The sequence below is a fragment of the Kribbella sp. genome (assembly GCF_035687465.1).
Classification (GTDB): Bacteria; Actinomycetota; Actinomycetes; order Propionibacteriales; family Kribbellaceae; genus Kribbella.
In genome coordinates this window covers 1-11,931 of record NZ_DASRXP010000147.1, presented here as the reverse complement: position 1 = coordinate 11,931, position 11,931 = coordinate 1, and the positions used below count along the sequence as shown (strand labels likewise).

The window sequence follows — 11,931 nt, the reverse complement described above, 5'->3', positions numbered from 1 at the left end:
GTCGGGCAACTCTTCTTCGCCTTGCAGCCCCCAGGTGGCGGAGGCGGCGTGGGGCAGTCGTTGTTCGTCTTGCAATCCGTGGGCGGCGGCGGGGGGTCATTCGGGCCCTTGACGTCGTCCTCGGAGCACTTCCAGATGTAGCCGTCGCCGTTCAGTACCTTCTTGCACTCGGTGTTGGGTTCACCGACCTCATCCACGGGGTAATTGCCAGTCGGGTCGCTGAGGGTGATCGGGTTGCCGGCGGCGTAGGCGTAGAGGTTGGGGAGGCTGGAGGCTACGCCTCCTGCGTAGGTCATGGTGTCGCGGGAGTTGAACGTGCCGGACTCGGGGTTGTACCAGCGGGCGCCCTGGTTGACGTCTCCGCTGCGGGGGTCGGTCCAGTCGCCTTGGTAGCCGACTCGGTACTTGAGGCCGTTGGCGGCGGTGGAGTTGCCGAAGGGGTCGAAGGTACGGGAGTCCGGCAGGCCCGCGGTGAGGGTGGTGTCAGTGGGGTCGAAGCCGCCGATCACGTCGCCGTGGCGGTCTGCCAGGACGAGGCGTTTGGTGGTTTCGTACCCGAGGGAGAGCAGTCCGTCGCTGGCGCTACGGCCGAAGCTCTGGGTGCCGTCGGTGACGACCTCGTCGCTGAAGCCGGCGTACCGCATCCGGGCGGTTCCGGCCGCCACCGGGCGGTCGAGTGCGTCGTAGGTGAAGTCGCGGTCGGAGTTCTTGATCATCCGGTCGAAGGCGTCGAAGGTGAGCGCCTCCGTGGTTGTACCGGCCTGCTTGGTGAGGAGGGTGCCGCGCGGGGAGTAGGTGTAGTCCGAGGTGCCGTCATTGATGCGACGGTTGCGTTCGTCGTACTGCGCGAGCTTGGTGCCTGCTTTCGTCCGGTTGCTGGTCGCGTCCCAGCCGTACTCGGTCGTCTTGGTTCCGGCCGTCCAGGCGGTGAGTCGGCCGAGCTGGTCGTAGGTGTAGGTGTTGTCGGCTGCGCCGGCGACGCCGGTGGTCTTCTTGGCGGTGATGTTGTTGTCGGCGTCGTAGCCATAGGTCATCGAGGAGACGACTGTCTGGTCTGCCTTCAGGGTGTCGGAGTTCATCCGCCCGTAGGCGTCGTAGCCGCGCCCCAACCTCGGTGGTACCTCCATGGCGTAGCGTGTGGCACCGCGGTTGAGGGGGTCAGGAGAGGGCTGGAATGGGGAGCGAGAACTTCCAGGTCGACCTGCAGGGGATCGTCGACCTGCTGAGTCACCATCTGTACAGCAGTCCGCGGGTGTACCTGCGGGAGTTGCTGCAGAACGCCGTGGATGCGATCACCGCGCGGCAGTCGACCGAGCCGGATGCGCCTGGGCGGATCGAGATCAGGGTCCAGGAGCAGAGTCTCAGCATCACCGACACCGGGATCGGGCTGCGGCCGGACGAGGTGCGGGAACTGCTGGCCACGATCGGGCGGAGCTCGAAGCGGGACGAGATCGGCTTCGCTCGGACCGAGTTCCTCGGGCAGTTCGGGATCGGGTTGCTGTCGGCGTTCATGGTCGCCGACGCGATCGAAGTACTGACGCAGCCGGCCGACGGCGCTGCCACCCGATGGACCGGTACGGCGGATGGCCGCTACACCGTCGACGAGGCACCAACCGGTCTCCCACAAGGGACCACCGTGACTCTGCAGGCTCGGCGGGGTGCTGAGCAGTGGTTCAAGCAGGCCACCGTGGTCGAATTGGTGAAGCTGTTCGGCGCGCTGCTCCCGTTCGAGGTCCGCGTCAACGACGAGAAGGTCACCGACGGCATCGCTCCCTGGGAGGGCACCGGCCGGGCTGACCTGGTCGGCTACGCGCAGGACAACCTCGGCTTCACCCCGTTCGACGTGATCCCGCTCAGCAATCCAGCGGCCGGGCTCAATGGCGTCGCCTTCGTCCTGCCCTTCCCCGCGAACCCGGCCGAGCGCGCCACCCACCGCGTCTACCTCAAGCGGATGCTGCTCGCCGAGGGCGTCGAAGGACTGCTGCCCGACTGGGCGTTCTTCGTCCGCGCGGTGATCGACACCTCCGAGCTCAGGCCGACGGCCAGCCGTGAGGCCCTCTTCGACGACGGCAACCTCGAGGCGACCAGGGAGGCCCTCGGCGCTCAGCTCCGGGGCTGGCTGGTCCGCCTCGGGACTACGGATCCGCAGAAGCTGGACCGGTTCCTCGGCATCCACCAGCTCGGCGTGAAGGCGCTCGCGCTGCACGACGACGACATGCTCCGGCTGGTCCACCGCTGGCTCAGGTTCGAGACGAACCACGGCCGGATGACCGCGGCCGAGCTTCACGAGCGGCACGGCGAGATCCGGTACGTGGCGACGATCGAGGAGTTCCGCCAGTTGGCGGCGGTCGCCGCGGCCCAGCAGCTCACTGTGGTCAACGGCGGTTACACGTACGACAGCGAGTTGCTCGAGCGGCTGCCGGACGTAGTACCCGAGCTCGTCACGAGCAGGTTCGATCCGACCGAGCTCAGCACCAGCTTCGACAGCCTCGACCCGCAGACCGAGCTGGCCCTGCGGCCGTTCGTGCGGCTCGCCCAGGAGGCGCTGGACCCGGTCGGCTGCGAGGTCGTGATCCGGTCGTTCGACCCCGCCGGACTTCCGGCGATCTACCTGGTCGACCGGTCGGCCCAGTTCGCCTCCGAACTGCGCTCGACCAAGAGCCGCACCGACGCCCTCTGGTCCGAGGTACTGGGTGCGCTCGATACGCACGACGACAGCCGCCCGCAGCTCGTGCTGAACCACCGCAGCCCGCTCGTACGCCGGATGACCGGGCTAGGTGATCCCGAACTGGCGCGGCTGGCCGTGCAGGGTCTGTACGGACATGCGCTGATGCTGGGGTACCACCCGATCGGCCCGGCGGACTCCGCCCTGGTCAACCGGTCGTTCCTCGGCTTGCTGGACCAGGCCGTACCTACCTCAGAGGACCCGAGATGACCGACGACCTGCTGGATCGGCTCAACCGCGCCCAGAGCACGCCGTACGGGAAAGCCAAGTCGGCGCTGCTGGAGGATGTGGTCCGGCGGGCGGATGCGGCCGGCGACGAGGACGTCGCCTTCTACGCCAGGCTCGCGCTGGTCACGGCGTACGTGAGCGGTGGCGAGCCGCGGAAGTCGCTGGTGCCGTTCGCCCGGTGTGTGGCCGACTGGGATGCGGCCCCGGAGAAGTACCAGCGGCATGCCTATACGTTCCTGTGGTGCTTCAAGTACGCGCCGAACACGCTCACCAAGTTCCCTGAGGTTCCACTGGACCAGGCGTACGCAGTACTGGATGACATGGAGCGCCGGTGGCGGGTCGCTGGGAACAGCATGCATGCGGTGCATCAGCACCGGTGGCAGGTGGCCGACCACATCGGTGATGCCGAGACGGCAGCTGAGCAGTTCCGGCTGTGGTCGACCGCGCCACGGGACGACCTGTCGGACTGCGTCGGTTGCGACCCGACGCAGAAGGTGCAGCACCTGACTCGAACAGGACAGATGGCCGAAGCGGCATCGCTCGCGGTCAGTGTGCTCGAGGGGCGGCTGACCTGTCACGAGCAGCCGCAACAGATCCTCACCGCCCTGCTGCCGGCTTATGTTGCCGAGGGCATGTACTCCGAGGCGGTCGATGCCCATCGGCGGGCCTACCGGATCCTGCGCGGTCAGCCGGGCGAGCTGAGCAGCTATGCCGACCACGTCCTGTTCTGTGCGCGGACCGGCAATGAGACCAGGGCGGTCGAACTGGTCGAGCGGCACCTGATCGATCTCGCCGATCCGCCGACCCCGCTCGCGGCGAAGGACTTCGCGGCGGCGGCATCCCTTGCCCTGAGCAAGGTCGACCTGATGATCCGGCGCCCCAAGGCGGACGACATCCACTCCCATCAGCTCGCCGAGAAACTGGCGCAGCAGGCTCTGGAGCTGGCCGCGCAGTTCGACGCGCGCAACGGGACCACCCACCAGTCAGAGCAGGTCAGGGCGACGCTCGCGGCCGAGCCGTGGGTGGAGTACCTGCCGTTGTCCGAGACAGCTCGCCGCGCTCAGCTCCGCAGCCAGGCCGAGAGCCCTGCTGTGGCAGAGGAAACGCTGCCTGAGGGTTCCGGCAGCGGCTGGCTGGACCGGGCTGAAGAGGCTTGGCAGACCGACCGTCGCGATGAGGCAGTCGCTGCCTGGCGGGCGTTCGAACAGGAGGTGCCCGACAGCGCCCGTACTGCGCTCGACCGGGCCAGGTTGTTCGACGGCCAGGGCCTCATCGCCGTCGAGAGCGGCGGCGATCCACTGGAGTCCTGGCGCGAGGCACTCACCCTGTACGCCGAACTGGGCGAGGAGGTTCGCCTGCGGCGCGATCGCGGCCGGATTGCCCGGGCGCTGTGCGAGCAGGGCGAGATCCAGGAGGGTCTGGCGACAGGTGAGGAACCACTGCGCTGGCTGATCGAGAACGACGAACCCCGGCGCCGCGGGGGTTGGCAGTACTCGCTTGCGACGGTCTATGCCCAGGCCGATCGGTCCGACGATGCTCTGCGGGAGCTGGCGATCATCCGCTCGGGCCAGGGCACCGAGGGCGAACTACTCGCGGCCGCAGCGATCCTGCAGTGCAACCTCCTGCTGAAGGACGGCCGCCTCGAGGAAGCCGAGGAAGCCGCGACCGCAGGGATCCCGACCAAGCAGGACCTGGCCCGCTCGTTCACGTACCGGCAGCGCGGCTGGATCCGGATCCAGCTCGACCGGGCTGTGGAGGCCGTGGACGACCTGGCTGAAGCGATCGCCTTGGCGGCCGGAGAACCTGGGACCGAAGTACACGTTGCTATCTGTCGTGTCGAGCTGGCCCGGGCGTACCTGATCACCGGGCGTCCGCTGGAGTCGGCTGAGACCGGCGAAGAGGCTCTGCCCGCACTGCAGGACCCCGAGCTCATCCAGTTGCGCGCCGAGGCCCGCGGCGTACTGGTTGACGCTTATCGAGCACTTGGCGAGCTGGAGCCCGCTCTGGCGCAGGTCCACGCGCTGCTGACCGAGGCACCCGAGGACGCGCATCCGCACTGGCTCGGCCTCACCCGCCAGGACGAGGGCATGCTGCTCGAGCAACTGGACCGCGACAAGGAGGCGGTCGACGTTCTCCTGATCGCCGCCGACCATTTCCAGACAGCCGAACTGCCGATCGAGTACGTCCAGGCGATCCGCCTCGCCGGCCAGTCCGCCCGGTACGCCGGCGACTTCGACCGGGTCCGCGAACTCCTCGGGCGGGCCCGTCCCGTGCTGGAGTCCCTTCCCTCGGCGGAGCAGTCCGTGCTCTTCCAGCACGCCGGGATCCACTGGGACCTGACCATGCTCGCGATGCAACAGGGTGACCTGGAGACCGCGGTCGTCGAGGCGACACAGGCGGCGGAGTCCTACGAACGCGGCGGTTTCGAGTCCCAGCTCCTCAACGCGAGGCTGCTGATCGCCGAACACGGCAGCACCGACGACGCGATGCTCCGGGAGATCTTCACCAGCCTCCCCACCGGCGCCGACCAGTGGCGCCGGGCCGGCTTCCTGCTGGCCGACCGCCTCCGCTTCCTCGACCGGACCACCGAAGCCGAAGCCCTGGAAGCCCGCCTGGGCGGCGCCTGAAAATCCGTTCTGGGATCGGCGGCAGCCGGGATAGCCTCACTGCTGACATGACGACGGCCACCATGACGCTGCTCATCGGATTGCCGGGCGCAGGCAAGACCACCATCGCGAAACGGCTGGAGGCAGAGCGCTCCGCGATCCGGCTGACCCCGGACGAGTGGATGGGCCCGCTCTTCGACGCAAACGAACACGACGGCAAGCGCTGGGTCCTCGAGTCCGAACTGCTGTGGGGCGTGGCAGCCCGCGCCCTGACGTTGGGAGTAGACGCCATCCTGGACTACGGCTGCTGGTCCCCCGGCGAACGCGAGCTGTTCCGAACCCGAACCCAGGACTTGGGTGCACGCGCCGAACTCGTAGTACTGGACCCGCCCCTCGACGTCCTGTGGGAGCGCCTGGACGCTCGCAACACCAGCACGCCGACCGGGACCTTCCGCATCACCCGCTCGGAACTAGAGTCCTACAACGCCCGGTTCCAGCGCCCAACCCCCACCGAGCTAGCGCGCTACGACAGCTACGCACAACTCACCTAGCGCGTCAGACAGCGCAGTTGATACACGTCCGCGCGGCCGGCCTCGCCAACAGCCGGTCGGCCGCAATCGGTTCCCCACAGACCTCGCACCGGCCGTAGTCTCCGGCCTCGATCCGCTCTAACGCACTGTCGAGATCATCCAGATGCTTCCGCGCATCAGCAAGAAACGCACTGGTCTGCGACCGCTCGAAAGCGATGGTCGCCCCCTCCGGATCATGCTCATCATCCGTCGCAACCAACCGAGCCGCCTCGACAATCGCCTCGAGATCCCGACTCAACGCCGCAACCCGCTCAGCCGTCACCGCCCGATCCCCCACCAACCCCTCCACCACCCGCCGATCAACCACCACCAGCACCTCGGTCCTCATTGCTTCACAGGCAATTTCACGGCCGGCGACCCTGCACGCTCTGAGCGCGATCTAGTCCGTCGCTTTGGGGTGACCAGTGCCGGCGAACACGATCCAAACGATCATCTTGGCAGGCTCGACCAGGTACCAGATTCGGCCGCCCGCCGTCACTTCATACTGCCACTGGTCGAGACCATTCACTGTCGCCAGTGTCCGACCTCTGAGCCGATGCTGACGATCCGTCTGGGGGAATGGTTGTGGCTCGGACCGAATCGCTTCCCAGGCCTTCAGCGTGTTGCCCGGCGCCTGCCGACAGAGCTCTTCCCATCCTTTGCCAGCGTCGGAATTCCCGAATCTCAGCTCCCAGCGACCGGGCTCCCCAGGTGGCGCAACCCGGTCGCCTCGCTTGCCTGGGCTCATGCGAGAGGTTTGGGGACCGCGCCGAAGTCACCTGCGACCTCGGACGTCAGGGCTGCCAGCAGTTCGGGGTCCGCGTAGATCTCTGCGGTGTGCCGCCACTGGGTGATCAGCAGCAAGACCGGTGCGGGAGATCCCAGCTCCTCGCTGGCATCCATCACGTCGACCAGTTCCTGAGCAAAGTCCAGCCGATCGTCGTCCGTGAGGAACCGGATCCAGGGGAAGACCTGCGGCAGGATCTCGAGCAGGTGCTGTGAGCGCAGCACGGGATTGCTCATGACAGCCCGGAGCAGCCGGGTGGCAACGTCGACCAGCTCGCCGTCCTGAGTCGCCCGCGCGACGGTGGTCAGCACCAAGTCATCCTCGGACCCGCGTCGGTGAACTCGCAAAGCGCGCCCCCGGCTCGCGTGCAGCTTCTCCACAGTCTTGTTGGGATGCTGGAGGAGATCCGAAAAGTTCACTTCCTGCAACTCGGCCATAGTTCAAAGGTAGTTCCTAACTCGGCCTAGGACAACCGGAATGTCTCCGCCCTGTGGATAACCACCTGGCCGCAAGGCACCGGGTGCTCGACCTCCCGCCGGCGTCCGGGGAGAAGGCGCTCCGGGATCGGTGGACAGCCCCGCCTGGGTACGGTGGCGTGATGAGCTTGTTTTCGGAGGGGGAGTTGGCGTTGATGGGCAAGGCGGAGTTCGCCTTTCCCGGGGCGTTGCGGGATCAGTTGGTCGCCGCGATCCTGGACGGTTCCAAGACGTCGACGACCGGGCTGGTTGTCGACTATGAGCATGAAGGTGAGGCATTGCCGGAGGTCGGCAGCCGGGCGGTGGTGGTCGACTCGCAGGACCGGCCGGTCGGGGTGATCGAGGTGACCGAGATCCGGGTGGTGCCGCTGGCCGAGGTGGATCTGGCCCACGCGATCGATGAAGGCGAAGGCGACACAACGGTGGCCGGCTGGCGGGCGAACCACGAGAGCTTCTGGCACAGCCCCGAAATGCGCGATGCGATGGACGACCCCGACTTCACAGTCGCCGACGGCACTCTCGCAGTACTGGAACGCTTTCGGCTGATCGCCGACCTGCGGCCCGGGAGCTAGCTACTCCCACTCGATGGTGCCTGGGGGCTTGCTGGTGATGTCTAGGGTTACTCGGTTGATCTCGTCGACCTCGTTGGTGATGCGGGTGGAGATCTTTTCGAGCACCTCGTACGGGAGGCGGGACCAGTCGGCTGTCATGGCGTCTTCGCTGGAGACCGGGCGCAGGACGACCGGGTGACCGTAGGTGCGGCCGTCGCCCTGGACGCCGACCGAGCGGACGTCTGCCAGCAGCACGACCGGGAACTGCCAGATCTCGCGGTCGAGGCCGGCCGCGGTGAGTTCGGTCCGGGCGATCAGGTCGGCCGCGCGGAGGATCTCCAGCCGGTCCTTGGTGACCTCGCCGATGATCCGGATCGACAGGCCGGGGCCCGGGAACGGGTGCCGGTAGACCAGCGTCTCCGGCAGTCCGAGCGCGATGCCGAGTTCGCGGACCTCGTCCTTGAACAGCGTCCGCAGCGGCTCAATCAGCGAGAACTGCAGATCGTCGGGCAGCCCGCCGACGTTGTGGTGCGACTTGATGTTCGCCGTACCGGTGCCGCCGCCCGACTCGACCACGTCCGGGTAGAGCGTGCCCTGGACCAGGAACTCGATGTGCCGATCCGCGTCGAGCTTGCGCGCGGTCGCCTCGAAGGTGCGGATGAACTCGCGCCCGACGATCTTGCGCTTCTGCTCCGGGTCCGTCACGCCGGCCAGCGCCCCGAGGAACTGGTCCTCCGCGTCGACGACCTCGAGCCGGGTCCCGGTGGCAGCGACGAAGTCCTTCTCGATCTGGTCGGACTCGCCGGACCGCTGCAGACCGTGATCGACGTACACACAGGTGAGCTGGTCGCCGATCGCCTTGCTCACGAGGGCTGCCGCGACCGCGGAGTCCACGCCGCCGGACAGCGCGCACAGGACCTGCTTGTCGCCGACCTGCTGACGGATCAGCTCGACCTGCTCATCGACGACGTTCGTGGTCGTCCAGTCGCCGGCGCACCCCGCGATGTCGTAGAGGAAGTGCTCGAGCACTGCCTGCCCGGCCTGCGAGTGCAGCACCTCCGGGTGCCACTGAACCCCGGCCAGCCGCCGATCCAGATCCTCGAACGCCGCCACTGGCGCCCCGGAAGTAGCAGCCAGTACTGCGAAGCCTGCCGGCGGAGCGTGCACGGCGTCACCGTGGGACATCCACACGTTCAGGTCCTCGGGAACCCCCTGCAGCAGCGTGCCCGGCGAACTCACAGTGACCTGCGTCCGGCCGAACTCCCGCAGCCCGGTACGCCGTACCTCGCCACCCAACGTCTGCGCCATCGCCTGGAAGCCGTAACAGATCCCGAACGTGGGGATCCCAGCCTCGAACAGACTCGACTCCACCCGCGGCGCGCCCTCGGCGTACACGGACTGCGGTCCGCCGGACAGGATGATCGCCTTCGGCTTGCGCGCGAGCAGTTCCTCGACCGGCGCCGAGGACGGCACGATCTCGGAGTACACCTTCGCCTCGCGCACCCGGCGGGCGATCAACTGCGCGTACTGCGCCCCGAAATCGACGACGAGTACCAGGTCATGCTCAGCTGAAGTCACCCGCAAAGCGTATCGGTGCAGGTCAGCAGGGCTGTAATCAGCGGCGCACAAGCAATCGGGCCGGTGCGCGGAACGACAACAGGTCGATCATCGGCGGCTCAGCCTCAAGAGCCCGTACTGCGCTCAGCAGGCCGGCCGCGCACTCCAGAGCAACCCTGGTCTCCAGGCGAGCCAAGCCCGCGCCGAGGCAGCGGTGAATCCCCAGCCCGAACGCGAGATCCGCCGGACCGCCATGCCCGCTCAACCCCAGCAACACCGGCGCACCGGCGGGGAGCTCCACCTCTCCCACGGAGACCGGTGCCGCCGTGATGCGACGCCAAGTCGGCACCGACGAGGACTCGCGCAACACCTCTTCGACGGCAGCGGCCGCGTCAACGACCGGCTGCCCAATCAGCCGCTGAAACGCCGTCGAGATCAGCTGGCTCGTCGTCTCCTGCCCGGCGATGAGCAGGAAATAGGCGACCGCGCACACCTCTTCATCACTCAGCCCCAGGTCAACCAGCGCGCCGAACAGGTCGTCGCCGCCCTCACGCCGCGCCGCCTCAACTCGCTGGCGCAACCACCCATAGAACTCGGCCGCACTGTGGGCGAGCTCCAGTTGCCGGTCCTCGCCCGGCCATCCCCAGAACAACTCCAGCGAATCCCGGCTCCACGCCTTCAATGCCGGTACGTCGACGTCGCGCAACCGCAGCAGGTCGATCAAGACCAGCGCAGGTGGTTCCGCAGCGACGACCTCGACCAGATCCACTACGCCAGCCCGCAGCCCGACCTCAGCCGCAGCAACTCGCTCAGCCACCAACCGCCGAGCCAACGGCTCCACCGCGGCAACCCGAGCCGGACTGAAGAACCGCGCAACAGCAGCCCGGATCGGACGATGCGACGCTCCGGCGTTGTTCGCCAACGTCGGCGGCAACGCGAACCCGACCCCCTGCAACACCCGCAACGCCTTCACACTCAACGCGGTATGAGCCAGTACGGCGTTGTCCGGCCGGAACGTCGCCGGGTCGAGCAGCACCTCGCGAACCTCCGTCGGCTCGTCGACGACCCACATCCTCAGCTCTTCGTCGTACCGAGCCGGGCAGTGGGTCACTTGTCGAACCAGCCTGCCGCCGCAGCCACGAAGTGCTCCCGGTCCAGCGCCCCCGCGCCTTCCGGAATCCGCCCGATCACCGGTAGGCCGGTCGTCCTCGGCAGGTCATCCAGATTGCACTGCTCCGCGAGATCCGGTTCGTCAGGCCAGGACCCGATCACCAGTCCGGCGATCGGCAACGCGCGGGCGCGCAGTGCTTCGACCGTCAGGCCGGCATGATTGAGCGTCCCCAGACCGGCGCGCGCAACCACCACGAACGCGAACGGAATCTCCAGCCGGGCGGCGAGATCGGCCAGGTCGTTGCCGTCGTCGTCCAATCCGACCAGCAACCCGCCGGCGCCCTCGACGAGGACGAGGTCACGGTCGACGGCCAGCTTCTCGATCAGCTTGGCGTGCTCGTCGACCGATGGCAGCGCGACACCTTGGCGACGCCCAGCGGTCGTCGGCGCCAAAGGCTCCAGCAGCCGCACCCCTTCGTGCAGATCTTCCAGCCCGGTCAGCCGCCGAACCTCCTGCAGATCCCCTGGTTCGTCTGCTGTCACCCCGGTCTGGGCCGGCTTCACCACAGCCACCGAGCCCAGCGCGGTGGCCGCGAACGCGGCCGTGGCGACGGTCTTGCCGACGCCGGTATCGGTACCGGTGATGAGCAGGATCCTGGTCATTCGGCCGAGTCTAGAGCCGTGCCCCAGCGGCCCACCGTCAGGGCACTGGGGGATGCCCTAGGGGTTGCCCCTAGGGCGCGTGACCGCCCGATCACTCATCGTAGAACACACCACATCACCCTGAGGGGGAACAACGATGGGCCTTCGTGTTCCGGTCTATGTGCTTTCGGCCGATTCGATCTCACGATCAGGAGTGGAGAGTCAGCTCCGGTTCCAGCCGGAGGTACGAATTGTCGAGGACGACCGGCTGGGCGACGATGTCGTCGCCGTGGTCGCGGCAGAATCCCCCGACGCCGCGACCCTCGGCTCTCTCGCCGACCTGCGCCGTCGCGGGGTGGACAAGATCATCCTGGTGGTGGCCACCCTCAACGATGCCGACCTGATCGCAGTGATCGAAGCCGGCGTCTGCGCGCTGATCCGCCGGTCGGAGGTGACGCCGACCAAGCTCGCCGGGTTGGTCCAGCGGGCCTCGGCAGGCGAGGCCGAGCTTCCCGCCGACCTGCTCACCCGCCTGTTCCGGCAGGTCTCGCACATGCAGAACGACGTACTGACACCGCGCGGCCTGCGGCTGGCCGGTCTGTCGCCCCGGGAGACCGCAATCCTCAAGCTGGTTGCCGAGGGCTACGACACGGACGAGATCGCCGGCCGGCTGAGCTACT

General features: G+C 67.7%; 12 protein-coding genes. 5 read left to right on the top strand and 7 right to left on the bottom strand.

The window, feature by feature from the left end:
* A partial coding sequence (locus VFG33_RS07570; RefSeq protein WP_325023840.1) for an RHS repeat-associated core domain-containing protein occupies window positions 1-1,127 on the bottom strand: 1,127 nt, incomplete at its 3' end.
* 47 nt (window positions 1,128-1,174) lie between these two features.
* Here VFG33_RS07570 and VFG33_RS07565 point away from each other — a divergent pair.
* Genes VFG33_RS07565 through VFG33_RS07555 form a run of 3 tightly spaced genes read left to right on the top strand, consistent with a single transcriptional unit; the run spans window position 1,175 to window position 6,110 of the window.
* A complete protein-coding gene (locus VFG33_RS07565; protein ID WP_325023838.1) occupies window positions 1,175-2,935 on the top strand; it encodes an HSP90 family protein in 1,761 nt (586 codons plus the stop codon).
* Window positions 2,932-5,580, top strand: coding sequence for a tetratricopeptide repeat protein (locus tag VFG33_RS07560; RefSeq protein ID WP_325023836.1), 2,649 nt, complete (start codon window positions 2,932-2,934; stop codon window positions 5,578-5,580). Before VFG33_RS07565 ends, VFG33_RS07560 begins: the two co-directional genes overlap by 4 nt.
* A gap of 47 nt (window positions 5,581-5,627) precedes the next feature.
* On the top strand, window positions 5,628-6,110 hold the full coding sequence (locus VFG33_RS07555; protein ID WP_325023835.1) for a P-loop nucleotide/nucleoside kinase family protein: 483 nt from the start codon (window positions 5,628-5,630) through the stop codon (window positions 6,108-6,110).
* 4 nt (window positions 6,111-6,114) lie between these two features.
* On the opposite strand, the gene VFG33_RS07550 is transcribed toward VFG33_RS07555, so the two are convergent.
* The 3 genes from VFG33_RS07550 to VFG33_RS07540 form a co-directional block, all read right to left on the bottom strand.
* Window positions 6,115-6,465, bottom strand: a complete 351-nt coding sequence (locus VFG33_RS07550) for a TraR/DksA family transcriptional regulator (RefSeq protein WP_325023832.1) — start codon at window positions 6,463-6,465, stop codon at window positions 6,115-6,117.
* A gap of 63 nt (window positions 6,466-6,528) precedes the next feature.
* Window positions 6,529-6,657, bottom strand: coding sequence for a hypothetical protein (locus VFG33_RS07545; protein ID WP_325023830.1), 129 nt, complete (start codon window positions 6,655-6,657; stop codon window positions 6,529-6,531).
* A gap of 215 nt (window positions 6,658-6,872) precedes the next feature.
* Window positions 6,873-7,226 (bottom strand): hypothetical protein, encoded by a 354-nt coding sequence (locus VFG33_RS07540; protein WP_325023828.1) that lies wholly within the window; start codon window positions 7,224-7,226, stop codon window positions 6,873-6,875.
* Between the two features lie 287 nt (window positions 7,227-7,513).
* On the opposite strand from VFG33_RS07540, the gene VFG33_RS07535 reads away from it, so the two are divergent.
* Window positions 7,514-7,963: an ASCH domain-containing protein gene (locus VFG33_RS07535; RefSeq protein ID WP_325023826.1), complete on the top strand. Its 450-nt coding sequence runs from the start codon at window positions 7,514-7,516 to the stop codon at window positions 7,961-7,963.
* On the opposite strand, the gene guaA is transcribed toward VFG33_RS07535, so the two are convergent.
* From guaA to bioD, 3 genes are read right to left on the bottom strand one after another with little or no spacing between them, the layout of a single operon-like run.
* Entirely contained in the window at window positions 7,964-9,520 is a 1,557-nt protein-coding gene (gene guaA / locus VFG33_RS07530; protein ID WP_325023824.1) for a glutamine-hydrolyzing GMP synthase, read from the bottom strand.
* Between the two features lie 37 nt (window positions 9,521-9,557).
* On the bottom strand, window positions 9,558-10,571 hold the full coding sequence (locus VFG33_RS07525; protein WP_325023822.1) for a cytochrome P450 family protein: 1,014 nt from the start codon (window positions 10,569-10,571) through the stop codon (window positions 9,558-9,560).
* 35 nt (window positions 10,572-10,606) lie between these two features.
* The gene (gene bioD, locus VFG33_RS07520) at window positions 10,607-11,272 is read right to left on the bottom strand and encodes a dethiobiotin synthase (RefSeq protein WP_325023820.1); all 666 of its coding nucleotides are present in this window, start codon (window positions 11,270-11,272) and stop codon (window positions 10,607-10,609) included.
* A gap of 193 nt (window positions 11,273-11,465) precedes the next feature.
* Here bioD and VFG33_RS07515 point away from each other — a divergent pair.
* Window positions 11,466-11,931: DNA-binding response regulator (locus VFG33_RS07515; protein ID WP_325023818.1), on the top strand; the 466-nt coding region annotated here is incomplete at its 3' end.